The following is a 26,556-nucleotide window of genomic DNA, read 5'->3' on the forward strand; positions in this document are numbered from 1 at the left end:
CTGGCGCGGCGGGACGAGCGGCTGCCGTACCGCATGTCCTTTCTGCTGGAAGACGGCGGCCTGAACATGGGCCTCAAGCCCCTGCTGTCCGCCATCCTGGCCTTCACCAACGCGGACAACAAACGGCTCAATAACGCCGTGGAAAACTTGCGCGCGCTGGATTTGGAAGGCGTATGCTGCGTGAAGTTCCGCATCTGCCTCTGCACCTGGGCCTGTGTGCGGGAAAGCGAGCAGGAAGCTCATCTTCTGCTCAGGCGTCGTGTGGCGGAACTCTCCAAGGCGGTTCAGGGCTGGGGAACATGCGATGTGACGGAAGCACTCGGCGATCCGCTGCTCGGCTTTACCGCAACCCTGCCTGGCCTGATGCCATCCAGTCCGGCCCCGATTACTGCCGCGCCGCTTCAGGACGCCATCGGCATGTGGCCCTTGCGTTCGGCTTCTCCGTGGCGGGAAGGCAGTCTTTTGTTCCGCACTCAGGACGGCAAAATCATGCCGTTCGCGCCGAACTCCTCGGAACAGGCCGCGTGGATTGATTTGGGTGTCGCGCCGATGGGCGGGGGAAAGTCCGTTTTCCTCAACGCCATGAACTTCGCCTTTGTCACACAGGCCGGGCTTTCCCGCCTGCCCTGGTTGTCTATTGTGGACGTGGGGCCGTCTTCTTCCGGCCTGATCACGCTCCTGAAAGAGAATCTGCCCGAAGGCAAGAAGTACCTTGCCGCCTGTCACCGGCTCAGGATGACGCCGGATTATGCCGTCAATCCCTTTGACACGCCCCTCGGCAACCGGAAGCCGCTGCCTTCGCACAAGGCGTTTCTGGTCAATCTGCTGTCGCTGCTGGCCACGCCGCTGGACGCCACGGCTCCGGCGGATGGCGTGCCGGGTCTGATCGGCCGGGCTATCGATCTTGCCTATGAAGAACTGTCGGACGGCAATCATCCCCGGCTCTATCAGCCCAACGTCCTGCCGGAACTGCATGAACTCATGGTTCATGAAGGCGTCCGCCAGGATGCCTCCACCAGCTGGTGGGAAGTGGTGGATTGGCTCTTTGAACGGGGACATGTGCATGAGGCATTGCAGGCGCAACGCCATGCCGTGCCCCTGCTGGCCGATGTGGGCGCGCAAATCCGGCAGAACAAGGGCATCCGGAACACCTACGACGAACATACCATCACCAATGTCTGGCGGGCCATGATGGACGCCATCGAGGCGTATGTCATCCTGAAAGAGCCTACCCGCTTCGATTTGGGCGACGCGCAGATCGTCAGCCTTGACCTGGACGAAGTGGCTCCGCGCGGCGGCGCCACGGCGGACAGGCAGTCGGCGGTCATGTACATGCTGGCGCGCCACGTTCTTGGTTCACGCTTCTTTTTGATGCCCGCCGACGTGCAGCTCATGCCCGAACGCTATCAGGACTACCACGCCAGACGCATTGAGGCGATTCGGGAAGATCCCAAACGGCTGTGTTATGACGAGGCTCACCGTGTAACCAACAACGTCTCGGTATCCGGCCAGCTTCAGGCGGACATGACCACAATGGCGCGGGAAAGTCGCAAATGGAACCTGTCCATCGGGCTGTACACGCAGTCCATTGACGACATCCCGAAAATCATCACCGACGAACTGGCTACCACGGTGGTCATCCTCGGCTCCGGAACCGAAAAAAGCATCGCCAACCTGGCGGAACGCTTCGGCCTGAACGGAGCCTGCCGTCACGCGCTCTCGCGCCTGGGCAAGCCCGGCAGGGCCGGTTCCAATCTGATTGCCCTGTTCAGGACAGGTTCGGGCATGTCCCAGCTTGTCCTCAGTCTGACCATAGGGCCGCAATCGTTGTGGGCGTTCAGCACCACCACGGAAGACGTGGCTATCCGCAACAATCTCTATCAGCGCCTGGGGCCGTCCGAAGCCTTGCGGCGTCTTGCCGCGCGTTTTCCGGGCGGTTCGGCCAAGGCCGAAGTGGAACGCCGCAGGCGCAAGGTCGAAGACCAGAGCGACGCCGATGATGAAGTCGTCAACGTCATTCTGGAAATTGCCAACGAAGTAGCGGGGGAACAATGAAAAAAGTTCTTTTGGCTTTGCTGATAACGGCTTTTCCGGCTCAGGTCTGGGCCGGAGGCTGCGGCTGCGGTTCCGTCAGAGCCATTGTCACGGCGGCGAAGTCCGAAACCATTCAGGCGGTCAACGCGCACACGGCGGCGGAAGCGCAGGCCATCCGCTCGGAAGTCCTGCTGGCCGCGCAAAACATCATCGGCACGCTGAAGGCGGAATCCGCCACCATCGTGCGGGCGCTGGTGGCGCTCAAGGAAAGCAATGCCGCCGCTCTCAAAGGGCAGGCCGTGGCGGGCGAGGCCATGAAAACAGAGGACATGTACGGCAAGGCCGCGCAACCTGCCGGACTGTGCGGGAGCAGTTCCCTGGGCGCGGGCATCCAGCTCGGCGCTCAGGCCGGCCAGGAAATCCACGCCGCCATGCGTGAAAAGCAGCTTGAACATGCCCATACGCCCAAGAAGCCGGTGGACTTTCTCCAGCGTGTGCTGGCGGATGATCAGCCTACGGAAAAGGAGACTCTGGCGGCTCTGTTTCCGCTTCAGACCACGTTGACCGAGGATCAGGTGGCGCAGGCGCATGAAGTCATAAAGACGCTCGGCAATCCCCGCCCGCTGCCGGTGGTGACGGAGGAACAGAAGAACACGCCCGCCGGGCAGACCTACGCGGCGGCGCGAAAAATCCATGAGGAGCGGGTGGCTGCGGTCATGGAATCACTGAACAACCATGTGGTCTATCACGCGCCCACCTTGCCGGATGACGTGACGGCCTGGGCGGAAAATCAGTGGTCGGAAGCGGGCGGGAGCGGCACGCCGCCCGGCATTGTGGACGGCAGGCTCTCGGAAGCAGGGCTGTACAAACTGCTCTCGCAGATGCGCGTGGGCAATCCCAACTGGTTCGCGCAAATCGCCTCCGCAACGGATGCCGGACTCTTGCGGGAGCTGGTCATCATGCAGGCGTTTCAACTGGAACTGACGCGCAAGAACACAGACTTGCTGGACAGGCTGACTGTCATCGCCTCACTGGACTATCTCACACGCATGGAAGGCACGACGGGCAAGGAAATGGATGACCTCTACACGCGCATGGTCGGCGCGCAACAGTAGGGGGAGAACAATGACACTCCGTTACACCAGCCCCAAAACGACTTTCATGGATTCCGTCAGGGCGGACATGTCGCTGTCGGAAAGTTCTCCGATTTTTTTCCCGAACCGCCTTTTGTCCGCCGCGCAAAGCTGGTCGCATACCGCGACGGACGTTTTTCCAGCGGAGGGAAGCGGCACGACGATGGGAGGACGCGGTTTTGCCGATGTGGACAACGGCACCACAACCACGGTTCCCCTGGCTCTGTTCAGGGCATTGACCGTAAGGATCACGGCCGGGCGGCACTTCTGGATTTCCATCCCTTCTGACGGGTCAAAGTTGACCCACCATACTTCACCGCGTCGCATCGGCGTATCCCCCGGCCTCTTCCTGACCGCGAATGCCGTCAGCAATCAGTCCTTCACGCCACTCGCGCATTTCCGCGTTCAGCGCGGCATCCCGCTCAACCTCAAGGGCAAGGCGGTACAGGGGATCATCGTCTTCGGGCAAAGCCTGCTCCATCAGCTTTGCCACAAAGGCGCTGCGCTGTCTGGGGGGAACCGCCTGCCTGAACCGTGCGGCCAGGGGATCGGGGATATGAAAAAGCATTTGCATCACTGCTCTCCGTTTTTGATATTGATAGCAATATCAATATCAAAAGTCAATGCAAGCGCCCGGCGTTTTTTCTGCCTTCTCATTCCCAACATCGGCATGGAGGGCAGTCATGGCCACATCTGACCTTCCCGCGACTTCGGAAGTCCTGCTCCCGACCGATGCCAGCAAGCATATTCTGGACACCTTTCTGGGCCAGGGCTGGGATACCTGGGGCGCGAGCCTTGGCGGCAGCCATGCTTCCGAACTGATGCTTGAAATGTTCAGCGCCTTCAATCTGGTGGCTCTCGCGGTGGTGTCGGCCCTGTTCATCTGGATTCTGGCCGTTGCCGTGGCCGGAACGGCGCATGAAGGAACGCCCTTCGGCAAGCGGTACAGTTCCCTGTGGATGCCCTTGCGTTTTGTGGGCGCAATGGGCGCGCTGGCTCCCATTTTCAAAGGGCTGTCACTTTTTCAGGTGGCGATTCTGGCCTGCATCGGTTTCAGCATCAACCTCGGCAACTACGTCTGGGAGCTGGGTACGGATTACTTTGTGGAGCATGGCGGTCAGCTCACCGTGCAGGCTCCGGATCAGAACGTCACCCACTACGCGGCCATCAGCAATGGCGCGTTGGAATCGCTGACGCTGCAATACTACCTGAGCGAACGACGCGGCCTGAACATCACGCCGGGCGGGGAATGGACATACAGCGGCAACTGGTTCCGCTCCGGGGGCGAATACAGGTTCCTTTTCAACGGCAATGCCGGAAGCATCACGGTTTCCTGCGTGGATGAAGGCGACGCCCTGTGCCGGGGCAAGGTCAACGCCGTAAGCGCGGCGGTTTCCGCGCTTTCGCCCCTGGCGCAGCAGCTTGCCGATCCCGACACGCCCGCATCCTCCATTGATCCCCGTGCCCTCTACGATGCGGCCACTACGGTCAACCAGACCATTCTGGCCGATGTGCAGAACTACGCGCAACAGGGGCAGCTTCAGGGCAAGCTCAACGAGTTCAGGGAAAATGCCGCGCAATACGGCTGGTTCGCGGCAGGCTCATCCTACTGGTCAATCGCCTGGATCAATCAGGAAGTCCGCGAGGCCATGTACTCCGGCATTACCTACAGCCCGCACGAATACACGATGTCGGAGCTTCAGGCGCTGATGCACGGCCTGCGGGACTATGAAGCGACCAAAGAACGGGTGGCCAACTACATCAAGACCGCCTACGCCAGCCGGAGGGGTATTTCCGACACCACGGCCACACCGTCCGTCACGGACGAAGGCCGCGCCTTTGACGAAATTTGCAACTGGCTGCGGGCGACCCTGAACCAGCTTGTGGCCGGAAATATCCTGCCCATAGCCATTGAAAAACTGTCCTCCGGCGATCCCATCATGGCCGTGTCCAACGTGGGGGATTACCTCATCGGCTCGGCCTGGGGGCTGGCCTCGGCGCTCGGCGTGGTGGACGTGGCCCACTCAATGGGCAAGGCGCTCCCCTTTGTGGGCAAGGCCATTCCCAATCTGGACAAATACATCAGTTTCGCCCTGTTCACGGTCTTTCTGCCGCTCCTGCTCTACGGGCTGGCGCTGGCCTATTATCTGCCCGCCATTCCGTTCATCCGCTGGATTTCCGCTCTGGCGGGCTGGATCATTCTGGTGGTGGAAGCTCTGGTCGCGGCTCCGCTCTGGCTCTGCGCCCACGCCATGCCCGATGGCGAGGGCGCGGCGGGTCAACACGGCAAACGGGGCTATTTCCTCCTGCTCGGCATTCTCATCCGTCCGCCGCTCATGGTGGCCGGATTCTTTGCCGCCGTCATCCTCATGAACGTGGTGGGGCGGATGCTCGGCGCGGGCTTTGAGATGTTTGTCGGCGGAACCATGCAAACCAGGATTATCGGTATCACCGGCACATTCTCCATGCTCGTCATCCTGGGCATTGTGGTCATCATGACGGCCAACAAGTTCTTTTCCCTGATTCACTACCTGCCCGAACACGTCACCAACTGGATAGGCCAGCAATTCCACGCCCTCGGCGAGAAGGAAGACCAGGCCGGGGTCAGGAATGTCTTTGTCGGTTCCACCAATGCCGTCAGCTCCGGGGCGCACGGCGCAAGGGAACTGCGCGGCGATCTGGCCCGTCAATGGAACAAATCCGGTTCGGGCCTGACAGAAAAGCATTTCAGGAGCTGACATGGACAATATCGTCATCAGCTGCTTCGATTTGACCGGCAATATGGTCATGCCGTGGGTGGAAGCGGGCTACCTCTGCTACTGCGTTGATGTGCAGCATCCGGCTGGCGAAAGCCGCGAGGGCAACATCATCCGTGTGGGCGCGGACATGCGCGACTGGCTGCCGCCGTTCAAACCCATTGCTTTCGCCGCCTTTTTCCCGCCCTGTACGGATGTGGCCGTCTCCGGCGCGCGCTGGTTCAGGGACAAGGGCTTGTTCGCCCTGTTCCAGTCCATACGGCTGTTTTACGTTTCCATCCGCCTGGCGGAATGGACTCGCGCTCCGTATCTGATCGAAAACCCCGTTTCCACCATTTCCACCTACTGGCGCAAGCCCGATTTCACCTTCGATCCCTGTGATTACGCGGGCTATCCGGGCGGCGAGAACGATACCTACACCAAGAAAACCTGCCTGTGGACAGGGGGCGGGTTCAGAATGCCCCCTCCCAAAAGACTTGAGCCTGTTCAAGGAAGCCGGATGCACCTGCTTCCACCTTCCCCGGAACGGGTGAACCTTCGCAGCGCCACGCCAATGGGCTTTGCCCGCGCGGTCTTTGAGGCGAACTGCCCCGGCTGGAGGTCAGCATGAAAATGCCTGTCTTTCTTCAAACGATTCTGAATACTGCCAGCCTGTCCGGGCGACATGTCGCCGGGCTTCGTGGTGACTTCCGCTCCCGGCTGGCCGCTTTCCGGCGTCACCGCGCGGCCTCGGAACAGGCCGCGCTGGAAGAAAATTTCACCCTCGTGCTTGCGGCCTGGGGCATGACTGAGGCCGATATTCCCGGCGTCATCTCGGCCTTGCGATTGCGTCTGCTGGTGTTGGCCGTTCCGATGCTGGCCTGCCTCGTTGCGGCGGCCTGGTCGCACAGTCCGCTTTCTTTCCTGTCCTTGGCCTGCATCGCGCCGCCCTGTCTGCTGGGTCTCGTTACAGCACTCTGGCGCATTTCCATCCTGCGAAACCGTCGTTTTACGCCGCTGTGCCGCTGGCTGCTGCGTTTCCGCAAGCCCTCATAGCGGGCGGGGGTGTGTCTGTTTTCACCTTCTCTATAAAGGAGCAATCATCGTGATACCCAAAACTCTGCTGATGCTGTCCTGCCTGGCGCTTGCCGCCTGCGCGCACAAAGCCGCGCCGCCGGTTTCGCCTTCCGTCGATTTTGTAGCGGCTACCCTCGGCCAGGCTGCGGAGCAGGCCCACAGCGAACTCGCCATGCTCGCCAGACTGCGCGGGGAGGGAATGCAGCCCTTGCTGCCGCCCGCCGATCCTTCTCTGACGCAACCTGTCTCCATCGACTGGGCAGGCGAAGCGTCCGGGGCGATCAGGGAAATCTGCCTGCACGTCGGCTACCGCTACCGGGAAACCGGCGCTCCCACGGCGCAGGCCATGCCCGTTGTGGTGCATGGTCTGAACCGTCCGGCGCATGAACTGCTGGAGGACATTGCCTGGCAGATTCAGCCGCAGGCTGTGCTGCGCGTCGATCCGGTCAATCGGGTGCTGACTCTGGCCAGAACTTTCGGGCTGGAGGGAAGGTCATGAAAGCTCCCGCCCTCCTTATTCCCAAAGAGCCGTTGCCCGATTTGCATGAGCCTCCCCTCCACAGGGAAAGTTACCAGAAAGGCTTTCGGGACGGTTTTCAGGACGGCTTTGCTGCCGCCGACCTGTCCACACCCGGCGTCGTCCTCTGCGGAAGCGGCCTTCTGGCATTGTTGATTGCCTGCATCGTGGTCATGCGTCACGCCTCGCGTGTGGTGACTATCCTTTGCCAGCGTTTCCAGGTTGACGTGTCCAAAAAGTCCGCTTCGCAAAAACTGGCCGCGCTGGTTCTGCCGTTTCTGCTCTGCGCCGGTCTGAGCGGATGCGCCGGAAAACAGGGCGAAGTCGTCAATCCCGCGCCCGTGTCGCCGGATGTTGTCAACGCTCCGGCTCCCGCCGACAGCGCCGACAAGGGAACGGGGAATTTCGTACCCCATGACGCCTCATATCAGGAAGATGTCTCCGGACAATCCCTTGAAGTGAACCTTCCCGCTGACCCGGCCTCCGGGCCGCGTGACGGCGAACCCGCCGAACTGGCGGAACTTCTGGAAATGAAGGGTAGCGGCGGCAAGGAACAAAGCGCCGTCCAGCTCATGCGGCCAGGAGCCATTCGGGAAGCGGCGCGACTCATCACGTTCCAGACCGCCATGTCCTGGCGCTACGGCCAGCTTGTGGCGGAAACGGAACGCTACAGCGCCATCATGGACACGGCGTTCAATTTTGGGCCGCTCATGCTCACCCAGGGCGAAGCCCTGATCCTGCCGCCGCAGATCGCGCGGGCGGGCGCGTCCATGCGCATCGAGGACGGGGCCACGGCCACAGCCGCCAAAACAACCTACGAACTGCTGGAACCGGCGCGCTACATCGCGGTTGTCCCTCACTGGCGGGAATTTCTCATGGCCGATGACTTCCCCGCGCCGGAACAACCCAACCCCGCCGTCCTGCCAGAGAACGCGGAAGAACAGGCTATCTGGCGGGCGGCGGTACGCGAAGCCTGGGCGCAGGGGCTGGCCGAAGCGGATCAGCTCTATGCCGACAATGTGTCTCGCATGGCGCGGAGCTATCGCGGGGTCATGCTCTACCACCTGCTCACCGCCCAACATCTCCTGAGCAGGGTCAACACGGCATCCGCCGACTTGGGGACGCGCACGCAAGGCAACAAGCTGAACATCGGCCAAAAGGTGTACAGGATTACCGCGCCTTCCGCCTTTACCGTCTCGCCTCCCGCGCGAACGAAGGGAGGGAAGCGGCAATGAGCGGCAACGTGTATCCCGCCGAACCCCGCATCCGCTGGGACTATTCGCAGATCAACGATCTGCTGCTCTGGGCCACGCACAGCGGCATGTCCGATCTGTGCCTGCGCTCCGGCCTTCCGGCCTGGATGCGGCTCAACGGCGCATGGCGGCAGGTTACGCAGCGTCCCATCACCACGGATGAACTGCTGGCCGCGCTGGAGCATCTGACCCGAAACAACTCCGTTTCCGCGCAGATCAAATCCGGCCAGTCGGATTATGATTTCGCCCATGAAATTGAGGAAGCGCGCGGCGTGCGCCGTCGCTATCGCGGCAACGCCACGCCGGTGGCGGACGGCTATTCCACAGGCGTCAAAATCGTCTTCCGCGCCATTCCCTCCCTGCCGCCCGCGCTGGAAGATTTGAACGTGGAGCAGGGTATCCTTGACCACGCCATGCCGTCCAACGGTCTGGTGCTGGTCACGGGCGTCATGGGGTCGGGCAAGTCCACCCTGCTGGCCGCCATCCTCCGTCGCATCATCGAAAACGGCGGACGCCACGTCAGCACCTATGAAGCGCCCATTGAGTTCGATTTTGATGCCGTGCCCAAGCCCGGCGGCCCTGTCTCGCAAAGCACGATTCCCGAACACCTGCAATCGTTTCTCACGGCCACGCGCAACAGTACGCGCACGGCCCCGGACGTGGTGCTGATTGGCGAAAGCCGCGATCCCGATACCCTGCGGGGCATGATGGAAAGCGCGGAAATCGGCGTGGCCGCCTATTCCACCGTACATACCCGCTCCGTGCCGGAAACGCTCTCCCGCATCATCAATGTCTTTCCGTTCGCGGAGCGGCTGCAAGTCACAGCCACGCTGCTTTCCAGTCTGCGGCTGATTGTCTCGCAACGCCTGCTCCCCTTGCCGGACAAGAGCGGACGTATCGCCCTGCGCGAGTATCTGGCCTTTACTCCGGAGATTCGGGAAACCCTGCTGGATACCCCGCTGGAACGTCTGATTCTGAAAACCGAAGAACTGCTGGCCGCTTCCGGCCAACGGATTCAGGAGGCCGCACAAGCCGCCTATGAGGACGGCAAACTCGCCAGAGAAAACTATCTGGCGATTCTGGCGGAACGCAAACACAAAGGAGGAACTTCGTATGGCGCAACGGCATAACGTCGTTTCCCTGTCCGGCGGAAAGGACAGTACGGCCATGCTGCTTATGCTGCTTGAACGGGGCGAACCCGTGGCCGATGTCGTGTTTTTCGACACCGGCTGGGAATTCCCTGAAATGTACGAGCATCTGGAACAGCTCGAAGCCTTCACCGGCCTGAAAATCACGCGCCTGCGTCCCAGACTGCCGGTGGACGTGGAAACGGACAAATCGCCCTTTGACTGGCTTTTCTCCGACATGCCCGTAACACGCCGGGGCAGCGGAGAAATCCATATGCTTGGCCGTCAGTGGCCGAACGCCAAAATACGCTGGTGTACCGGCTACAAGCGGGATGCGCTTCACGCGCATCTTCTGGCGCTCACACACCGACAAAACGTCACACTGCCTCTGTATCAGTGTGTCGGCTTTGCCGCCGACGAACAGTATCGGCTTGGCAAAAATGCCAAGAGGGACAATTCCTACTGCGTGAAACGGTATCCGCTTATTGAATGGGGCGTCACGGAGGCCGATGCACTGGCTTATTGCTACAAACGCGGCTTTGCCTGGAACGGACTGTACCGTTTCTTCAGTCGTGTCAGTTGCTTCTGCTGTCCTCTGCAACCTCTTGATGAACTGCGGACGCTTCGCCGCCATTTTCCCGATTTGTGGCAACGGATGCTCGTCATGGAATCCTGGTTGCCGGAAAACAGGCGGCGTTTCAAGGATACCACAGTATCAGCCCTGGATGCCCGCTTTGCGGCTGAGGAGGTGGAATGATGCCCGGCGAAGTTCTCTGGCGCGACACCGCGCTCACGCCCAAAATCTTCATTCTGGACGCCCGCGCCGTCTTTCCTCTGGCTCTCTGGTTGTTCCATTGGGCCTGGTGGACAGCGGCCATTGCCGTCGCGGCAATCCTCGTCCTTTACCTCGTGCAGCGCACCGGCATGACGCCGCTTGCCTGCTTTCGCGCCATCCGCGTGGCCTGCATGGGACGGCGGCGGGAAACAAGAAACAATGAAAGCCAGTGGCGCAAACGCTGCCGCTGGTGACGAAAACCATTTGAGGTCAATTATGCCCAACGAAATCATCAACAGCTATGGCCTGTTCGACGCTCCCGTCCGTGCTCGCGAAAAAGAGCGCGTCACACTCACGCAGACGGACATTGAGCGCCAGCTTGAGGCGGGCGCGTTTCTCATGAGCCGCGAGGAAGCTATCGCCGCCGGATTTCTCAATCCCCTGGAAGAGCCGGATGCCGTCATTGTGGACATCGCGCGGGAGGAAGCATGAGCCAAACACAGCAAGAAGAAAGGAAAAGTCGTTTCCAGGTCAGCCGTGAGGTACAGGAAGAGTTTGTCAACGGCATTGCCGAGACCATGCTTTCCCTCACCAGCCGGGCGGGCGGCGCGCCAAGGATCGCCGCCGCGCCGGCAGGAACGCCGTTTTGCCCGACAACCGGCAGGGAGTACGGCGGCCCCAACATGTTGCGCCTCATGCTGGCCGGGATGGAAAAGGGCTACGCTGACGACCGCTGGCTGACGTTCAAACAGGTGCGGCACTACCAGAGCGAGCACCCGAATCTGAAAGTGGGGATCAAAAAAGGCGAACACGGGATCAAGCTCCTGCGCCCCGAAGAAGTGTTCTTCACCATCGGGGAAGATGAAAAATGGACATTCCATTCCCAGGATGAGGCAAGAGCCATTGAAGAGCAGCGCAAGCAGGGCGCAAAGCTCCCGCCTGTCCAGCACAAGACGCTGTTTTATCCCTTCACGGTGTTCAATGCGGAACAAATCTACGGACTGCCCGCCAAAGAAAGAACGACTCCGGCGCTCACGGAACAGGAACGCAACGTGTTTCTGGAGAAATTCGTCGCCGATTCCGGCGTTGCCGTCGAACACCACAAAGGCCCTGCTGCATACAGCCATGCCGAAGATGTGGTGAAGCTGCCGTTCCCGGACAGTTTCAGGAGTTCTGACGCCTATTACGCCGCCAAGCTGCGGGGCTTCTATGAGGCAACAGGCCACAGCTCGCGGGAGAATCGGCGAACGGAGCCGGAAACCCTCAAAAGCCGCGCTTTCGAGGAAATGCGGGCGGAAATGTTCACCCTGCTGGCCGGGGCAAAATTCAATCTGCCCATGCCCGAAAACAGCGCGTCCGCGCAAGTGGCCAACTGGAACCGGAAGTTTTCCGGCGGAGACGTTGCGGAGCTGTTCAGGGCGGCGACTGACGCGGCCAGGGCGCTGACTTCCATGCGCCAGTTCGAGGCAGGGGAAAAACCACGCGACTGGTGGTTCCCCAGGCCCGAAGCCTGGGCGGAGCTGGAAGCCATGCAGAAGCAGCGGGACGCGGCTGTCGGCGTCTCCCCGACACTGGCCGCGTCGTCCGAGGCTTCAGCACGGCGCGATCCGACTCTGGCCGAATCCGTCGCCGCGTTCGAGGCTGCGGACAATCCCGTCGCCAAGGCCCGCGCCATTCTCCAGAACCCCGACTTCCTGGACATGGCGCTCAAACAGGACCCTCAGCATATCAGGGAGCTTGCCGACCTTTGCGGCCAGCTTTCCTTTGCCCTGAGCCATGAGGCCGAGGCCACTCAGGAACAGGCTCCTGCCGGAGCTGTCGAAAGTTCCATTCCGCTCACGGAACAGAAAAACGCGGCCAAACGCCGCATGAGGATGTGATATGCGACTTTTCATTGCCGAAAAACCCTCCCTTGGCCGGGCCATTGCCGCAGGTCTTGGCAATCAGAAAAAAGCCGAAGGCTGCATCCGTTGCGGCGATGACGTGGTGACATGGTGTTTCGGGCACATGCTCGAACAGGCCTGGCCGCAGGATTACAAGCCTGAATACGCCCAATGGCGGCGTGAACACCTGCCCATCATTCCCGACCAATGGAAATACAAGGTCAAAAAGGACGCCGCCACGCAGCTTAAAATCATCGGCTCCCTGCTGCGGGACGCCGATTCCGTGGTTCATGCGGGCGATCCCGATCGTGAAGGCCAGCTTCTTGTGGATGAAGTGCTGGAACACTTTCACTACAGGGGACGGGTGGAGCGCATCTGGCTGGCCTCACTGGACGATCTCTCGGTCAGGAAGGCTCTGGCAAACCTCACGGACAACGCCCGCTACGCGCCCTTGCGCGACGCCGCCCGCGCCCGAAGCCGCGCCGACTGGCTGGCGGGCATCAACGCCACCCGCGCCCTGACCATCAAGGGCCGCGCGGAAGGGCGCTCGGACGTGCTTTCCCTGGGCCGCGTCCAGACGCCCACATTGGCGCTGGTGGTCGCGCGCGATCTGGAAATTTCCCATTTCAAGCCTGTGGATTATTTCGTCCTCAAGGCGGCGATTGTTCATAGTGCGGGGGACTTTACCGTTACCTTCGCGCCCTCCGAGGATCTGGCCGGGCTGGATGCCAGCGGACGCCTGATCGACGCCTCCGTGGCCGAAGCCCTGGTTACAGCCCACACGAATACGGACGGCCTTGTAACAGAAGCCACGCGGGAGGCGAAAAGCAAGGCCGCGCCGTTGCCGCATTGCCTGTCCTCCCTGCAAAAAGCCGCTTCCGCCCAGCTCGGCATGTCGGCGCAACAGGTGCTGGATACCGCGCAAGCCCTGTACGAAAAAAAGCTGACCACCTATCCGCGCACCGATTGCCGTTATCTGCCGGAAGAACAGTTTGCGGATGCTGCCTCCGTGCTGGCCGCGCTTTCCACGCTTCCCGCTCTGGAGCAGGTGGCGGGCAAGGCGAACGCTTCCCTGAAAAGCGCCGCGTGGAACACCAAAAAGGTGACGGCGCACCACGCCATCGCGCCAACGGGCGAAATTCCGCCGGACTCGCTCCCGCAGAAGGAACGCGATCTCTACCTCATGATTGCCGCGGCCTTTTGTCTGCAATTCCATCCGCCCATGCGCTATGAGGCGCAGAAAGTCGCTGTCTCTCTTGCCGATACCCGCTGGGACGCCACGGGACGGCACATCCTTGATCCCGGCTGGACGGCCTTCAGCGGCCACGACGATGAAAACGACGATTCCGATGAACAGTCTCTGCCGCCGCTGGAAAAGGGCGATGCCGTTCACTGCCGCGACGTGCAGACCCTGAAGAAAAAGACTTCGCCGCCCTCCCGTTTCTCCGAAGGAACGCTCATTGAGGCGATGGCCAATGTCCATCGCTTTGTGGCCGATGCCGACGCCAAAGCCGCGCTCAAGGACGCCAAGGGCATCGGCACGGAAGCCACCCGCGCCAGAGTTCTCGAAACCCTGAAAGAGCGAGCCTATCTCGTTGCCGATAAGAAAGCCCTTGTCTCCACGCCGCTCGGCAGGGAAGTCATTGCCCTCACCCCGCCCGCGCTCAAAGACCCCATCACCACGGCGGAATGGGAATCCCGCCTTGAGGCCATCGCTCAGGGCCAGGAAACGCTGGATGCCTTTCTGGCCGATCAGTGCAGGATTCTGCCGGACTTGCTTGCGCCCATCCTTGGCGACGGCAAGCCCGCCTTTCCCTGCCCGGCCTGCGGCGCGGCCCTGAACCGTCGCAAGCGCAAAAAGGACGGCGCGTGGTTCTGGGGCTGCACCGCCTGGCCCGACTGCAAGGTCATCCTGCCCGACGACAAAGGCAAGCCCGGCACGGCCAGGCCCAAGCCCGCGCTTTCGGAATACGCCTGCCCGGCCTGCGGCAAGCCGCTTATCAGGCGCACCGGCGCAAAAGGCGAGTTCTACGGCTGCTCCGGCTATCCCGGATGCAAGAAAACCTGGCCTGTCGCTCCGGGCGGCGCTCCGGACTTTGAGGCGAAAAGTAAGAAGAAATAAAGGGAGCCTGTGGGGAGGGAAACCCTTTTGTAAAAGGGGTCTCCCTCCTCGCGCCCCTCCCTTCCTAGCGCACATTGCTTTTAAAACGCTCGCTCCGGCGCGTAACGGCGCAAGTGAATTGCGCCTGCGCCTGCGCGGCGGGCATGGCTTCGCCCTGCCAGAGCGTTTAGCTAATTTCATTAGCAAAACACTCTAAAACTTTTATCAGTCAAGGACTGTGAAAGATGAAATATATGGTGACATTTTTGCTGTGCATGGCTCTGGCCGCGCCGTGTTTTGCAGGCTCCTGTCAGGATATGCGGGAAGCCGTGGGCGGCGCGATTCAGGAGCGCAACGGCAGAGTTTCAGAGACGCATGACGTGCTCATGCCTGATCCGGAAACCGAGCGCGACGCGCTTTCCGGCTGTCTCGCTTCCATCAATGGCATCGGGGACGCCTTCAGCCTTGGCGTGACGCTTCCGGGCATGGAGCAGATTGTCGCGGGCATCTGCAAGCAGGTGGATTCCTACATCCACCAGAAAATCAACAACGCGCACAATCAGGTGCTGAATACCGTCAACGGCATCGGCGGCAACAATCCTTTTAAAGTTTACGGAACAAGCGGCGACTACATCCTCCATCTCAAGGGGAAGCTCAAATGAGGGCGGTCGGTCTCCTCTTGCTTGCCTTTTGTCTGATGCCGAGCCTTGTCCTGAGCGCACAACGCAGGAAAGTCGCGTTCCCGCCACAGCATCCCTTGACGGCTGACTGCGTTCCGGACGCGGCCCGCGTCAGCGGGATGCCCGACGCCGTGCTGCGCGACGGGCGCGTCAGGGACAGGCTGAACAAACTCCGGCAAGAGGGCCTTTCCATGCTGCCGTTACAAACCACGGAGACACGGCCATGAACCAGTCCGGCAACGGCGGGGAAGATCAGCGCCTGTTCTTGTGGTTCGCGTGCCTGATTATCGTTTTCTGCATTGTGCCGCTGCTGTACGCCGCGCATTCCAATGCCGTAAACGTACCGCTTCTGAATCTGGCCAAAGCGCAGCTCAAGGCGTTCACACTGTTTTTCGAGGAAGCGGAAATCGCTTTCGGACGCATTGACGCCGCCGATCCCGCCTCTTTGTCATGGGACACCATGCAAAAGGTGCTTCGCTACACCGGCTCATGGATTCGCTGGCCGTTTCTTCTGCTGCTTGTTCTGTTCGGCGTGGCCTCCATCTTCATGGGCCGCGTGGGAGGTCTTGTCCGGCGATTCAACATGGAAAGTCTGCTGAAAAACAATGCAGAGTCCTTTCCCTGTCTACGGCCGGTGGTGGGGCGCGGCAAGTATCTGCTCTCGCCAAAATCCTATGATTCCGGCTTGTGGCGAATCGCCCGGACGCCCGTCCAGTTCGCGCTGGAACACGGACTGCTGCTTGATGAACAGGGTGAGCCGTTCACGCCGGAACAGGCTCTGAAAAACGGCTTGCCGTCCACGGAGCTTCCCGCCTGGGGCCACGCCCGGCTGGATGAAGCAAAGGCTCTCGCCGTACTGACAAAACAACTCGGCAAACGGTTTGAAGGCTTCGAGGGCTTGTCGGCCTGCCGCCGCGCCCTGGCTGCCGCCTTTCTGGACTATGCGGGCGGGAACAAGAAGGGCTGCATCGCTTTGCTGGATGCCGTTTCTCTTTCCTACGCCGAGAATAATGAGCAGGCGTCCTGTCCTTTGCTGGAAGAAGGCCGCTTTGTCAGCAGGCTGAAAAAAGAATGGGGCTGTCACTCCTCCCTGCTGACCGAGAAGTGTCTCAGCATCCATGCCGCCTATGAGCTGCCCTGGCTCATGGCCCTGCTGTATCGGGCGCGGCAAAAAGGCGTGCTGGCCACTTCGCAGTTCCTCTGGCTCCGGCCGCTGGATCGTCCGCTCTGGTACGCCCTCAATCAGTGCGGCGGACGCGCGGCATGGGCCGAAGCCTCCGCGCCGTGGGCGCAGTATCTGGCGGAGGAGAAAGCCGGAATGCTTCTGGCTGAACCGCATATTCAGCCTGCCGTTGCCAGTCTCAAGCAAGCTCTGGCCGCTCAGGGCTGGCTGACCGAAATCTTTGTGCCGCCCACGCCGGAAACGACGCCGGTTCCGCCCACTGAACCCGTCGGGACTCCGACTCTGGATACCGAATTTTCTTCCGTGGAACCACCGCCGGAAGTGGTGCTGGCTGAAGCGGAAGACGATCCCGAATACGACGCCAACGAAGATGAAAAGTTGGCTGACGAATACTTTTAGAGGCTGTACTTATGAACAGAACCATCAGAGGTCTGGAAGACCATGAAACGCAGGAACGAAAGCGCCTGCACCGGGATGTGCGCTCCCCCGCGCAGCGCCTCGCGGATTCTCTCAAACTCGGTCAGGTGCAGACCGGCGGAATTTTTGCGGCGGGGGCGTGTCTGTTTCTTTTTCCGGCCTGCGCCACACCACTGTTTTGTCTTGGTCTGGCGTTCTTTCTCGCCCGTTGCGCCTGTGTGAACAGGGAACGCCTGCCGTTTCGGATGCCGCTGGGATTGTACGGCACGGACAGGGGCGATCCGCTCCCTGGCAGACGCGGTTTTGCCAGACCGGAAGGCATCTTTTTCCTCGGCAATCGGCTTCAGGACGGGAAGGAACTCTGGCTGAAAGCCAAGGATATTCTGACCCATTGCCTGCTTTTCGGCACAACCGGCTCAGGCAAGACGGAGACGCTGGTTTCCCTTTCCTACAATGCCCTGGCAACGGCATCCGGGCTGTTCTACATCGACCCCAAAGCCAGCCCCAAGCTGGCGATACAGATATGGCAGATGGCCCGTTTTCTTGGCCGGGACGATGATTTTCGTGTGCTGAACTACGGCACTTCCGGCAAGGTCAAGGGCAAGTCCCCGCGCCGTCTTTCCAACACGAACAATCCATTCACGTTCGGCTCGGCGGAAGCCCTGACACAGCTTCTTGTTTCCCTCATGCCAGCATCGGACGGGGCCAATTCCATCTTTGCCGACAAGGCGCAGGCTCTGATTTCCGGCGTCATGTATGCCCTGGTTGACCTGCGGGACAAGGGGCTGCTCAAGCTCTCCACATCGATCATCCGTGATTCCCTGGCCTTGGAAAAATGCGTGGCTCTGGCCCTGCATCCCGAACTGGATCAGGAATCCCGCGCCTCCATCCGGGCGGCCCTTGCCACCTCCGGCTGGATTGCCGGGCGTGATCTGAAAGACCAGCCGGAATCCTTCGCGGAGCAGTTCGGCTATGCGCAATCCTACTTCGGCAAGGCGCTTTCCAGCCTGACGGATACCTACAGCCACATCTACGGCGCGGAAGACGGGGAAGTGGATTTCGCGGATGCCATCATGCAGCGACGCATCCTCGTGGTTTTATTGCCTTCTTTGGAAAAAGCTCCCGCTGAACTCGCCAGTCTCGGCAAAATCAGCCTTTCCGCCATCCGCAACGCCTGCGCCGTTGGCCTTGGCGCGAATATCGAAGGCGACGCCGCTGATGTGCTGGAAGCCCTTCCGACTGACGCCACAGGCATCGGGCCGTATCTGTGCATCGTGGATGAATACGCGGCCATTGTTACGCCGGGCTTTGAAGTCGTGCTGACACAGGGGCGCGGCCTGGGCATTGCCGCCATTGTGGCTTCACAGGATTACGCCGGTATTCTGGAAGCTGACCAGAAAGGCGCGCAACAGATGGTGGCAAACACCTCTTTGAAAGTCTTCATGAAAAATCATAATTTAGATTTCTATGGATATATTATTGTCCAATATATCTTGAATTTCATCATGTTATGTTTGAGTTACTCCAATAAGGTACGGCAAGACCCATTGACATCCAACCCTTATAGGGGTCAATTTAGGGGTTATAAACGAGGGTAAAAAGCACATTTTTTGGAGGCAAAAAGGCATGGCAAGAATAGTGAAACCACTTACGGCCACGCAAGTCCAGAATGCCAAACCCAGGGACAAGCCCTACAAACTTTTCGATGGCGGCGGACTTTATCTGCAAGTCAGTCCAAGCGGAGGCAAGCACTGGAAACTGAAATATCTGCAATCCAGCGGCAAGGAGAGCATACTGTCCTTTGGCGCATACCCGGAGGTGTCGCTGGAGCGGGCCCGGCGCAAGCGTGATGAGGCGAGGGCGCAAAAAGCCGCCGGAAAAGACCCGGGCGAAGTCCGGCGGCAGGAAAAGGCGGAGCGTGAAACCGCCAGCAAAAATTCCTTTGGCGCACTGGCCGCGAAATGGCTTGAGCTTGCCGAAGCGAAAACGTCTCCAAAGACATTATATGGCTACAGAGGCATCATGGAGCGCAATCTGCTTCCCGCCCTTGGTCACATGCACATCAGGGACATAAGACCGGCGGACATTCTTGCCCCACTGAAAGAGCTTGAAAAGCAGGACAAGACCGCCACCTGCAAAAAGGCTTGCCAGCTGTGCAGCCAGGTCATGCAGTTTGCCATTGCTATGGGAGCTCTTGAAATTGACCCCATTCCGTCCCTGCGCATCCTTTTGCGGACGCACAAGGTAACGCACAGGTCAACAATTCTTGAGCCGCTTGAATTTGGCAAATTGCTTGTGCGAATTGACGAATATGGGCAAAGAGGCGGTTATTTCGCCGTCAAATGTGCTCTGCAAATGATGCCCTATGTTTTTGTCCGCACGAACGAACTTATCAACGCCAGATGGGAGCAGATAAATTTTGAAACTTGCGAATGGCGTTATACCGTGAGCAAAACGAACACGCCGCATATTGTGCCTCTGGCTCCGCAGGTAATGGCCATTCTGGCAAAGCTGAAAGTCGGCACAGGTAACGGCGCTTTGCTTTTCCCCAATATGCGCGATTACACCCATCCAATCAGCGAGGTAACAATGGTGGGAGCCTTGCGCCGTATGGGGTATTCACCGCAGGAAATGAGCATTCATGGTTTCCGCGCCACCGCCAGAACCCTTTTGGAGGAGGTGTTGCACGAGCGGTACGACCTTATAGAACATCAACTGGCCCACACGGTACGCGATCCAAATGGAAGAGCATATAACAGGACACAGTTTCTTGAGGACAGAAAGGCCATGATGATCCGCTGGGCAAATTATCTGGACACCTTGAGGGAAAAGGCGCGGGCGGAAATACATGAACTCCCTTATACGGGCAGGTATCTCAAGGAATATATGCGCACAAAGGGACCAGACGCATGACGACTGGTGGACGCATTGAATTCCTGTCTGAATTTAACGGAAAAGTGTAAATGCAGGGATGATGTATGTTGCTTGAGCGCGCTTGCCAGAACTGCAACAGAATATTTGAAGGTGGACCTAACGCACAATACTGTCCGGAGTGTCGTAATGCGCGTAATAAGGAGTATTGTAAAAATAATATTCTGCGAAAAAAGCAGGGAGAAGCCCGTGAAATTGGCAAACTCGATCTTTGTGATAAATGCAATCGCCCCTACACCGTCATGAGCGGTACACAACGCTATTGCCCGGAATGCGCCCCCAAAGCTCAGGCGGAGAAAAATAAACGCCAAAAAAAGGCGCATTATGAAGCAAACAGAGAAGCAATCAATGCCAGGCGCAGAATTGAACGAAAAGAAGCCAGAAGGAGCCTGCATACCTGTGAAATCTGCGGCGCGGAATATTTTGGCCTCTATGGATATGGTTGCTGTTCACCGGAATGAATTGACCGCAAGCGCGCCCAGATGAAGGAACGCAGAAAAGCCTTCAGACACAGGGCATTGCCGCCGGATGTGCCAAGGTTTCGCCGCAGGATTGATTGGAGCGGCATAGACTGGCAAAAATCAAATGCCGAAATTTCCGGGGAAACGGGCATTCCCGTGGGAACGATCTGGTTCGCCAGAAAGCGTATCATGGATTCCAAAACTGAACCGCGGACGCACAATACTTGTGTATGTGCTTTCACATCACACATAATCGGAGAACGACATGGACAATCTTGATAATGCTGCACTGCTGCGCCTGCCGCAGGTGCTGAACCTGATTCCCGTCAGCCGGAGCGCGTGGTGGGCCGGATGCAAAAACGGACGTTATCCCAAACCCGTCAAAATTGGCCCACGAACGACCGCATGGAGAGCGGAGGATATCAAGGCTCTCCTGCGGAAACTTTCGGCAAGCGTGGAAGCGTAAAGTGAACCGCGGACATCCGCCTATGTAGGAAAAGCAAGAAGTCTAAAGCCCTGGAAATTATTCCGGGGTTTTTGTTCTCACCTCATTTGTCTTGCTTAGCACTGCCGTAATTTCATGTATAATTTCCGCAGATTGAATATTTGGCGCTTCAAAATAACTCTTGGTAATAAATTGGAGCAGTTTATAGAAAATAAATAACAGAAAAAGGGGAATAACGACTGTTGTTAGCATAAATATGCAAAAGGCATGAAAAAGGTTGTCACTTGCCTTGTCTGCGTAGTCCACGATTTCAGTTATTTTTTCTTTAATTCCAGAGGCAGAGAATTTTTCGGGTATAGATTTCAATGTCCCCGTGAACTTTTGCCACGCTGATTGCTCTTCTTCTGGCTTCTCCTCACTGATTTCTCCCAAGTCCTGGTTTAATGCCTGCATTTTGCCACTGAGACTTTCAGCAGCTTGAAGCTGACGTTCCAATTCAACATTCAGGTACGCATTTTCCACATATTCTGTGACCACGGCTACGGTAGGAAAAAAGAGCCAGCTTATCACCATGAGCTTTGCCAAAAAAAGGGCGGTGGGCTTAGCCCAGGTACAGATTTTTGGAAAAAGGCAATGGAGGAGACCAAGAATACAGGCTATGGGAAGCAGTACCTTAAAGCAGACGAAGGAAATCATGCCGATGGTAAGCTTTTCAACCATCATCAGGCCGATAACGCTGAACAGGGCTGCGCATACGCGCTCAATGGCATCATTGGCGGCAGAGAGCAGTTCGCCGGGAGCAAAACTGATGCCTATCCCGAAGGGCTGAACGGATATTTCAATCCGTTGTAATGAAGTAAGGATTTTATTAATCACCTTTGCCGAAACATAGGCTACTGTTGCCTTTTTTAATGTTTCCCGGCATTGCTTGGCCGAAATTTCTTCAACGCTGCTAACTATCGGCAGTGAAGAGTTGGCTCCATCACCCATTCTGACAGGGAGAAAAATGGCGAAAGCAAGAAGTGAGATCAGTATAAATATTGAAACTCCCCGTCGCATAGCCTTTTAGCCCCCGCATAGATTGGCAGGTAAATGCTTTTGGATAAACAGCAGAACGATTGCTAGCCATACCAGAAAAAGGGAAATACCGAGCCTGATATACTTTGCAGGTATAAGGAGAGCGCCCAAAAAGACTACAATGTTTCCAATGCCTTTTGGGCATCTGCATCCCCTTGGGCAGCAGCACGTTGATACCACATCCTTGCTAGAGTCTTATCTTTGGACGTACCAATACCTCTTTGGTAACAAAGGCCGAGCATATATTGCGCCGGAGCGAAACCCTGTTCAGCAGCCCTTTGGCACCAAGAAAATGCCTTCTGTTCATCTTTGGCTACTCCAGTACCGGTTAGATAGCAGAGGGCAAGATAAGCTTGCGCTACGGCCAATCCCTGTTCAGCCGCCTTCTGATGCCAGAAGAAAGCCTTTTGCTCGTCTTTTGTTGTGCCAGTACCATTTTCATAGCAGGTGCCGAGATTAACTTGCGCTGCTGCCAATCCCTGTTCCGCCGCCTTCTGATACCAGAAGAAAGCCTTTTGGCCGTCCCTGGTGGTGCCAATACCGTTCTCATAGCAGTAGCCGAGTCGATTTTGCCCGTCTGCGTCTCCCTGTTCAGCCGCCTTGTGATACCAGAAGAAAGCCTTTTGCTCGTCTTTTGTTGTGCCAGTACCGGTTCGATAGCAACTGCCGAGATTAAGTTGCGCTACGGCCAATCCTTGTTCCGCCGCCTTCTGATACCAGAAGAAAGCTTTTTGCTCGTCTTTTGTTGTGCCAATACCCTTGTCATAGCAGAAACCAAGTCGATTTTGCCCGTATGCGTTCCCCTGTTCCGCCGCCTTCTGATACCAGAAGAAAGCCTTTTGCTCGTCCTTGTCTACACCGATACCATATCGATAGCAGTCGCCAAGTTGATTTTGCCCGTATGCGTCCCCCTGTTCCGCCGCCTTCTGAGACCAGAAGAAAGCCTTTTGCTCGTCCTTGTCTACACCGATACCATCTCGGTAGCAGTAGCCGAGATTAACTTGCGCTGCTGCCAATCCTTGTTCAGCCGCCTTCTGAGACCAGAAGAAAGCCTTTTGGCCGTCCCTGGTGGTGCCGATACCGTTTAGATAGCAGTTGCCAAGTAGACCTTGCCCGTATGCGTCCCCCTGTTCAGCCGCCTTCTGAGACCAGAAGAAAGCCTTTTGGCCGTCCCTGGTGGTGCCGATACCGTTTAGATAGCAGTTGCCAAGTAGACCTTGCCCGTATGCGACACCCTGTTCCGCCGCCTTCTGATACCAGAAGAAAGCTTTTTGATCGTCTTTTGCTGTGCCAATACCATTTTCATAGTAGAGGCCGAGATCAACTTGCGCTGCTGCCAATCCTTGTTCAGCCGCCTTCTGAGACCAGAAGAAAGCCTTTTTGCCGTCCCTGGTGGTGCTGATACCGTTTAGATAGCAGTTGCCAAGTAGACCTTGCCCGTATGCGTCCCCCTGTTCAGCCGCCTTCTGAGACCAGAAGAAAGCCTTTTGGCCGTCCCTGGTGGTGCCGATACCGTTTAGATAGCAGTTGCCAAGTAGACCTTGCCCGTATGCGTCCCCCTGTTCAGCCGCCTTCTGATACCAGAAGAAAGCTTTTTGATCGTCTTTTGCTGTGCCAATACCATTTTCATAGTAGAGGCCGAGATCAACTTGCGCGACTGCCAAGCCTTGTTCGGCTGCTTTTTTGCACAAAGAGAAGGCTTTTTTCTCATCCCTGGTTGTTCCAATCCCTTGGACATAATATAGACCAAGATAATTCAACGCTGAAGCATCACCAGTTTTACTTTTTGCTTCAAGTTCCGCGAATGTGCTTTCAATCTCATTTTTGTATTTTTGTGGATTAACATAAATTAATGCGCATTTTGCAAAAAAATGACCTTGCCTGGCTGCTTGCTCCATCCAGAATATGAAATTTTTTCCGCCCTGTAACTGTAACTTGCCGTAGACATATTGGGCTTCCGGATTCCCAGCCTTTGCCAGTTTTTCAAGCTGGCTCGGTTCCTTGAACTCGCGGATTGCCACTCCCTGAACTGCAGAAAAATCGAGTTTACCTCTCTGTATTTGGCGTAAGATTTCCTTATTCAACGGGACATCATGCCCATTATCAATATTCTGCAAGACCAGTTCTTCGGCTTTCTGTGTATTCCCCAGCTGATAATTTTGTAGAGCAGCAAACAAGACGGTGTTCCAATCATCGGGAGTGACTTGCTTTTCTATGATGCCCAGAAGACGCTTCGCCTCATCCTTTTCTTTTTCATCCAGAGTCCATATCTTATAGCGGGCATTGGCTGCGGCATAGGCGTCCTTTCTGAAAATTGGTCTGTTGACCTCCTCAAACTTCTCAAAGCAAGAGCGGGCTTGCTGACGATCACCATCCTGCAAATAGAAACTTCCCATATAGAACCAGTACGGTGGATACTTGGAAAAATTGGTTTCAAGCCTTTTTCCCATTCTCAGTGCTTTCTTGACGTCTTTTTCAGAAATGAAAGGATAGAATTGATCCAAATTATTTTCGGTCAGCCGATACTCGTCAGGAAGGTTATACCTGTTTAAGAGCGCCCAGCCAGCATCGAGCAGGCTCCCCTTGAGAGCATTGAAGCGGCGAATCCTCTCCTTATCCAATTCCCATTCGCCGGCCATGCGCTGCTGCATATATTCCTGTTCCTGCCCCTGCGCCTGCATCTTAACACGCTCATTGGCCTGAAGGGCAATCTGATATTCTCCGACTGCACCCAAGGCCGATCCAGCAGCTCTTACAAGTGTTGCGAGCCACGGTTCCGCGCCAGCAGATGATACGGTTGATACGAGCTCTTTCCCTCCTGATACCAGGGCTTCGGTTCGTATGTGCGATAATGGTTTTACTTCCAAAAATGCGCGGTTTACCTGGGCTTCATACTGACGGCGCAGCATTTCCCGGTCTTTTGCATCCAGTCGGTTTTCCGTATAGGTGTCCATCATCCTGGCGAACAGACTACGGAGTTCCATATCTTCTGTGATATTCCCTACTGCGAGGTTATTGATAATACCATTATATTCTTCATCCACCGTAACTTTTGAGGGTTGCCTTTCTACCCTGTAAATGGAAACAAGGGCATGATTCAGCGCGTCAAGAGTGGTCAACGGATCATGGCCCTCGTCTGCTGCAAGCCATGGCGCGGAGACGCCAATAACCAGAAAAGCGATAGCCAGGGAGTGAAGAATTTTCATGGAGTCAATTCCCGCTTTGGATGAATGCAGGTTTGAGGATAATGTGCCGCATCTCCATATCATTCACTATGCCAGTGATGGGGAGGGTATCTCCCATGCGTACTTTCCGGATGAGTGCTTCGTCTGCCTGATTCCGTGGTTTGACATAGCAGAAGGTGCCTAGCATATCTTTATCCGATTGGCCCTGGACAAGGTAGCCATCTCCGTTCCGCTGGATTTGTGCCACCGTGATTTCCCATACAACCTTCCTGCCAAGCAGATTTTTGAGCGTTTCTTCCTGTTGAAGCCGGGTGGCGTTGGAATCAGGCCAATAAATATTGGCAAGTTCCTTCAGCGTCAAGGAAGAGGAGGGTACATCGGAGAGGCTATCCACACTTGGCCCGGTTTTGGTGTCAGGCTTGCCGCCAAGGGCATGGACATGGGGGCTAAGAAAAATCACCGATGCCCCAAAAACCAAAGCTGTTAGAAGATTTTTAAAATACATTGCCTTCTTTCACCTTGTAGTTTCTTTTTGGGTCGAAGGGGACATTATCAATCCGCAAATGAGTTGTGCCTTTGGGGAAAGTGCAGATTTGCCCGGGCTTGAGCACCCTATGCTCCCAGATCCCCCCGTTATTCGTGGAAAACGTGACCTTGACAGGGGGCGCTTTACGCCCGCTGCTGAGATATTGAATGGAGCCCGCCTGTGCCACACTTGCCACTGCCAAGGCGGCAAGCACGAAGAAAATGATAATTTTTCTCATAGCTTTCTCGCAATGTTGAAGGAGGCTGCTGCCATTGTTTTTTATAGTTGTGTTTCAATATAGACCGAAAAATTTGTCAAGCGGGTACTCTGGCCCAATGAAAGACTACCCGCAGCTTACCGAAGCAGGGCAGCCGCTTGCGCTTGCAAGGTTGCCCGGATGTGCCCAGGCTGGCAAAGCGCGCATAAAGTTTCCGGGCTGTTTCCAAATTGCCCCGATAGGCGTATCTGGCTACAAGAAACTCCGCCAATTCAGCCTTGATCCCCTCCTGCCCCTCGCATTGCAACACCTGCTCAAAAGCCTTGGCAGCGTCCTCCAGATTTCCTTCCAAGCCTTCGTGGAGGATATAGGCCCGGATGCCAGCCAATACAGCCTTATCCGGGAGTGCGGAAATCAAATCAGCGAGCTTTGCGTCCATCATGGAACTCTCCTGCAAAAGGAAGTTCCTCAAGCGTATGGCGCGAAGAGCGTATTTGGTCAAGGGCCGCAAATCTATTTCTCTATGAACGGCGAATATCGTGCCAAACTTATAACAACATATTGGAATAAAATAAAAAAAATTTGAATATTCTTTTTTTAAATTTTCTGTTTATTTTTCTGATGGCCTTTATGAGCAATAAGGGAGACTCCCGTCGGGAGAGCTTTGTCTAAAGCGGTTTGCTGTTGAAAACGGCAACCGCTCTGGCGGCCGCGGGAGCGGACGCCCGCGCCGAATGAGCCTGAAAACCACGCTTTTCAGGCGAAATGATGGCAGCGCCGCTTTTGAAATTGAATAATT

At 57.2% G+C, this 26,556-nt stretch carries 26 protein-coding genes; 20 read left to right on the forward strand and 6 right to left on the reverse strand.

Annotation, left to right across the window (positions count from 1 at the left end; genetic code table 11):
- Together G7Y52_RS11215 and G7Y52_RS11220 are read left to right on the forward strand one after the other, a co-directional pair.
- On the forward strand, positions 1 to 2,055 hold a 2,055-nt coding region (locus G7Y52_RS11215), incomplete at its 5' end, for a type IV secretion protein IcmB (RefSeq protein ID WP_165071935.1).
- The gene (locus G7Y52_RS11220; protein WP_165071937.1) at positions 2,052 to 3,149 is read left to right on the forward strand and encodes a hypothetical protein; all 1,098 of its coding nucleotides are present in this window, start codon (positions 2,052 to 2,054) and stop codon (positions 3,147 to 3,149) included. The genes G7Y52_RS11215 and G7Y52_RS11220, both read left to right, overlap by 4 nt.
- Positions 3,150 to 3,170: 21 nt before the next feature.
- Here G7Y52_RS11220 and G7Y52_RS11225 read toward each other — a convergent pair whose 3' ends face one another.
- Both G7Y52_RS11225 and G7Y52_RS11230 read right to left on the reverse strand, forming a co-directional pair.
- On the reverse strand, positions 3,171 to 3,494 hold the full coding sequence (locus G7Y52_RS11225) for a type II toxin-antitoxin system PemK/MazF family toxin (RefSeq protein WP_165071939.1): 324 nt from the start codon (positions 3,492 to 3,494) through the stop codon (positions 3,171 to 3,173).
- The gene (locus G7Y52_RS11230; RefSeq protein ID WP_165071942.1) at positions 3,481 to 3,741 is read right to left on the reverse strand and encodes a hypothetical protein; all 261 of its coding nucleotides are present in this window, start codon (positions 3,739 to 3,741) and stop codon (positions 3,481 to 3,483) included. The genes G7Y52_RS11225 and G7Y52_RS11230 overlap by 14 nt, the downstream gene beginning before the upstream one ends.
- 109 nt (positions 3,742 to 3,850) lie before the next feature.
- Here G7Y52_RS11230 and G7Y52_RS11235 point away from each other — a divergent pair, with 109 nt between their 5' ends.
- The 17 genes from G7Y52_RS11235 (at position 3,851) to G7Y52_RS11315 (ending at position 20,773) form a co-directional block, all read left to right on the forward strand.
- Positions 3,851 to 5,905, forward strand: a complete 2,055-nt coding sequence (locus G7Y52_RS11235) for a DotA/TraY family protein (RefSeq protein ID WP_165071952.1) — start codon at positions 3,851 to 3,853, stop codon at positions 5,903 to 5,905.
- A 1-nt stretch (position 5,906) separates the two neighbouring features.
- Positions 5,907 to 6,533 (forward strand): hypothetical protein, encoded by a 627-nt coding sequence (locus tag G7Y52_RS11240; protein WP_165071954.1) that lies wholly within the window; start codon positions 5,907 to 5,909, stop codon positions 6,531 to 6,533.
- Positions 6,530 to 6,958 carry a hypothetical protein gene (locus tag G7Y52_RS11245; RefSeq protein ID WP_165071956.1) on the forward strand — a complete coding sequence of 143 codons (429 nt, stop codon included), beginning with the start codon at positions 6,530 to 6,532 and terminating at the stop codon, positions 6,956 to 6,958. The genes G7Y52_RS11240 and G7Y52_RS11245 overlap by 4 nt, the downstream gene beginning before the upstream one ends.
- Positions 6,959 to 7,007: 49 nt before the next feature.
- Positions 7,008 to 7,478 (forward strand): DotD/TraH family lipoprotein, encoded by a 471-nt coding sequence (locus G7Y52_RS11250; protein ID WP_165071958.1) that lies wholly within the window; start codon positions 7,008 to 7,010, stop codon positions 7,476 to 7,478.
- Entirely contained in the window at positions 7,475 to 8,731 is a 1,257-nt protein-coding gene (locus tag G7Y52_RS11255; protein WP_165071959.1) for a type IV secretory system conjugative DNA transfer family protein, read from the forward strand. The genes G7Y52_RS11250 and G7Y52_RS11255 overlap by 4 nt, the downstream gene beginning before the upstream one ends.
- Positions 8,728 to 9,879, forward strand: a complete 1,152-nt coding sequence (locus tag G7Y52_RS11260) for an ATPase, T2SS/T4P/T4SS family (protein ID WP_165071961.1) — start codon at positions 8,728 to 8,730, stop codon at positions 9,877 to 9,879. The genes G7Y52_RS11255 and G7Y52_RS11260 overlap by 4 nt, the downstream gene beginning before the upstream one ends.
- The gene (locus G7Y52_RS11265) at positions 9,863 to 10,633 is read left to right on the forward strand and encodes a phosphoadenosine phosphosulfate reductase family protein (protein WP_165071963.1); all 771 of its coding nucleotides are present in this window, start codon (positions 9,863 to 9,865) and stop codon (positions 10,631 to 10,633) included. Before G7Y52_RS11260 ends, G7Y52_RS11265 begins: the two co-directional genes overlap by 17 nt.
- The gene (icmT, locus tag G7Y52_RS11270) at positions 10,630 to 10,905 is read left to right on the forward strand and encodes an IcmT/TraK family protein (RefSeq protein ID WP_165071965.1); all 276 of its coding nucleotides are present in this window, start codon (positions 10,630 to 10,632) and stop codon (positions 10,903 to 10,905) included. The genes G7Y52_RS11265 and icmT overlap by 4 nt, the downstream gene beginning before the upstream one ends.
- Before the next feature lie 22 nt (positions 10,906 to 10,927).
- Complete coding sequence (locus G7Y52_RS11275; RefSeq protein ID WP_165071967.1) at positions 10,928 to 11,143, forward strand: hypothetical protein; 216 nt, start codon at positions 10,928 to 10,930, stop codon at positions 11,141 to 11,143.
- Positions 11,140 to 12,531: a zincin-like metallopeptidase domain-containing protein gene (locus G7Y52_RS11280; protein ID WP_165071969.1), complete on the forward strand. Its 1,392-nt coding sequence runs from the start codon at positions 11,140 to 11,142 to the stop codon at positions 12,529 to 12,531. The genes G7Y52_RS11275 and G7Y52_RS11280 overlap by 4 nt, the downstream gene beginning before the upstream one ends.
- Position 12,532: 1 nt before the next feature.
- Positions 12,533 to 14,656: a DNA topoisomerase 3 gene (locus tag G7Y52_RS11285; RefSeq protein WP_165071972.1), complete on the forward strand. Its 2,124-nt coding sequence runs from the start codon at positions 12,533 to 12,535 to the stop codon at positions 14,654 to 14,656.
- A gap of 233 nt (positions 14,657 to 14,889) precedes the next feature.
- Positions 14,890 to 15,297, forward strand: a complete 408-nt coding sequence (locus G7Y52_RS11290) for a hypothetical protein (protein WP_206215276.1) — start codon at positions 14,890 to 14,892, stop codon at positions 15,295 to 15,297.
- 241 nt (positions 15,298 to 15,538) lie between these two features.
- Positions 15,539 to 16,897 carry a hypothetical protein gene (locus G7Y52_RS11295; RefSeq protein ID WP_165071976.1) on the forward strand — a complete coding sequence of 453 codons (1,359 nt, stop codon included), beginning with the start codon at positions 15,539 to 15,541 and terminating at the stop codon, positions 16,895 to 16,897.
- A gap of 11 nt (positions 16,898 to 16,908) precedes the next feature.
- Positions 16,909 to 18,513, forward strand: a complete 1,605-nt coding sequence (locus G7Y52_RS11300) for a TraM recognition domain-containing protein (protein ID WP_165071978.1) — start codon at positions 16,909 to 16,911, stop codon at positions 18,511 to 18,513.
- A gap of 28 nt (positions 18,514 to 18,541) precedes the next feature.
- Positions 18,542 to 19,828 carry an integrase arm-type DNA-binding domain-containing protein gene (locus G7Y52_RS11305; protein ID WP_165071981.1) on the forward strand — a complete coding sequence of 429 codons (1,287 nt, stop codon included), beginning with the start codon at positions 18,542 to 18,544 and terminating at the stop codon, positions 19,826 to 19,828.
- Positions 19,829 to 19,893: 65 nt separating this feature from the next.
- Positions 19,894 to 20,307, forward strand: coding sequence for a hypothetical protein (locus G7Y52_RS11310; RefSeq protein ID WP_165071983.1), 414 nt, complete (start codon positions 19,894 to 19,896; stop codon positions 20,305 to 20,307).
- 265 nt (positions 20,308 to 20,572) lie between these two features.
- Positions 20,573 to 20,773: an AlpA family phage regulatory protein gene (locus G7Y52_RS11315; protein WP_165071985.1), complete on the forward strand. Its 201-nt coding sequence runs from the start codon at positions 20,573 to 20,575 to the stop codon at positions 20,771 to 20,773.
- A gap of 57 nt (positions 20,774 to 20,830) precedes the next feature.
- Here the strand turns inward: G7Y52_RS11315 and G7Y52_RS11320 are convergent, their stop codons facing one another.
- The 4 genes from G7Y52_RS11320 to G7Y52_RS11335 form a co-directional block, all read right to left on the reverse strand.
- A complete protein-coding gene (locus G7Y52_RS11320; protein WP_165071987.1) occupies positions 20,831 to 21,811 on the reverse strand; it encodes a hypothetical protein in 981 nt (326 codons plus the stop codon).
- A 134-nt stretch (positions 21,812 to 21,945) separates the two neighbouring features.
- Entirely contained in the window at positions 21,946 to 25,035 is a 3,090-nt protein-coding gene (locus G7Y52_RS11325) for an SEL1-like repeat protein (RefSeq protein ID WP_165071989.1), read from the reverse strand.
- Between the two features lie 4 nt (positions 25,036 to 25,039).
- Positions 25,040 to 25,519: a hypothetical protein gene (locus G7Y52_RS11330; protein ID WP_165071991.1), complete on the reverse strand. Its 480-nt coding sequence runs from the start codon at positions 25,517 to 25,519 to the stop codon at positions 25,040 to 25,042.
- Positions 25,509 to 25,778, reverse strand: coding sequence for a hypothetical protein (locus G7Y52_RS11335; RefSeq protein WP_165071993.1), 270 nt, complete (start codon positions 25,776 to 25,778; stop codon positions 25,509 to 25,511). The genes G7Y52_RS11330 and G7Y52_RS11335 overlap by 11 nt, the downstream gene beginning before the upstream one ends.
- Before the next feature lie 97 nt (positions 25,779 to 25,875).
- On the opposite strand from G7Y52_RS11335, the gene G7Y52_RS11340 reads away from it, so the two are divergent.
- A complete protein-coding gene (locus tag G7Y52_RS11340) occupies positions 25,876 to 26,343 on the forward strand; it encodes a hypothetical protein (protein WP_165071995.1) in 468 nt (155 codons plus the stop codon).
- The last annotated feature ends 213 nt before the right edge of the window (positions 26,344 to 26,556 follow it).

It is taken from the genome of Desulfovibrio sp. ZJ200 (assembly GCF_011039095.1).
Classification (GTDB): Bacteria; Desulfobacterota; Desulfovibrionia; order Desulfovibrionales; family Desulfovibrionaceae; genus Desulfovibrio.

Coding starts and splice junctions, on each gene's coding strand:
- G7Y52_RS11240 (WP_165071954.1), top strand. CDS start 5,907: ATGGACAATATCGTCATCAGCTGCTTCGATTTGACCGGCAATATGGTC.
- G7Y52_RS11340 (WP_165071995.1), top strand. CDS start 25,876: ATGAAAGACTACCCGCAGCTTACCGAAGCAGGGCAGCCGCTTGCGCTT.
- G7Y52_RS11255 (WP_165071959.1), top strand. CDS start 7,475: ATGAAAGCTCCCGCCCTCCTTATTCCCAAAGAGCCGTTGCCCGATTTG.
- G7Y52_RS11310 (WP_165071983.1), top strand. CDS start 19,894: ATGTTGCTTGAGCGCGCTTGCCAGAACTGCAACAGAATATTTGAAGGT.
- G7Y52_RS11280 (WP_165071969.1), top strand. CDS start 11,140: ATGAGCCAAACACAGCAAGAAGAAAGGAAAAGTCGTTTCCAGGTCAGC.
- G7Y52_RS11315 (WP_165071985.1), top strand. CDS start 20,573: ATGGACAATCTTGATAATGCTGCACTGCTGCGCCTGCCGCAGGTGCTG.
- G7Y52_RS11295 (WP_165071976.1), top strand. CDS start 15,539: ATGAACCAGTCCGGCAACGGCGGGGAAGATCAGCGCCTGTTCTTGTGG.
- icmT (WP_165071965.1), top strand. CDS start 10,630: ATGATGCCCGGCGAAGTTCTCTGGCGCGACACCGCGCTCACGCCCAAA.
- G7Y52_RS11300 (WP_165071978.1), top strand. CDS start 16,909: ATGAACAGAACCATCAGAGGTCTGGAAGACCATGAAACGCAGGAACGA.
- G7Y52_RS11260 (WP_165071961.1), top strand. CDS start 8,728: ATGAGCGGCAACGTGTATCCCGCCGAACCCCGCATCCGCTGGGACTAT.
- G7Y52_RS11275 (WP_165071967.1), top strand. CDS start 10,928: ATGCCCAACGAAATCATCAACAGCTATGGCCTGTTCGACGCTCCCGTC.
- G7Y52_RS11265 (WP_165071963.1), top strand. CDS start 9,863: ATGGCGCAACGGCATAACGTCGTTTCCCTGTCCGGCGGAAAGGACAGT.
- G7Y52_RS11235 (WP_165071952.1), top strand. CDS start 3,851: ATGGCCACATCTGACCTTCCCGCGACTTCGGAAGTCCTGCTCCCGACC.
- G7Y52_RS11305 (WP_165071981.1), top strand. CDS start 18,542: ATGGCAAGAATAGTGAAACCACTTACGGCCACGCAAGTCCAGAATGCC.
- G7Y52_RS11225 (WP_165071939.1), bottom strand. CDS start 3,494: ATGCGACGCGGTGAAGTATGGTGGGTCAACTTTGACCCGTCAGAAGGG.
- G7Y52_RS11220 (WP_165071937.1), top strand. CDS start 2,052: ATGAAAAAAGTTCTTTTGGCTTTGCTGATAACGGCTTTTCCGGCTCAG.
- G7Y52_RS11335 (WP_165071993.1), bottom strand. CDS start 25,778: ATGAGAAAAATTATCATTTTCTTCGTGCTTGCCGCCTTGGCAGTGGCA.
- G7Y52_RS11330 (WP_165071991.1), bottom strand. CDS start 25,519: ATGTATTTTAAAAATCTTCTAACAGCTTTGGTTTTTGGGGCATCGGTG.
- G7Y52_RS11325 (WP_165071989.1), bottom strand. CDS start 25,035: ATGAAAATTCTTCACTCCCTGGCTATCGCTTTTCTGGTTATTGGCGTC.
- G7Y52_RS11230 (WP_165071942.1), bottom strand. CDS start 3,741: ATGCAAATGCTTTTTCATATCCCCGATCCCCTGGCCGCACGGTTCAGG.
- G7Y52_RS11245 (WP_165071956.1), top strand. CDS start 6,530: ATGAAAATGCCTGTCTTTCTTCAAACGATTCTGAATACTGCCAGCCTG.
- G7Y52_RS11285 (WP_165071972.1), top strand. CDS start 12,533: ATGCGACTTTTCATTGCCGAAAAACCCTCCCTTGGCCGGGCCATTGCC.
- G7Y52_RS11320 (WP_165071987.1), bottom strand. CDS start 21,811: ATGCGACGGGGAGTTTCAATATTTATACTGATCTCACTTCTTGCTTTC.
- G7Y52_RS11290 (WP_206215276.1), top strand. CDS start 14,890: ATGGTGACATTTTTGCTGTGCATGGCTCTGGCCGCGCCGTGTTTTGCA.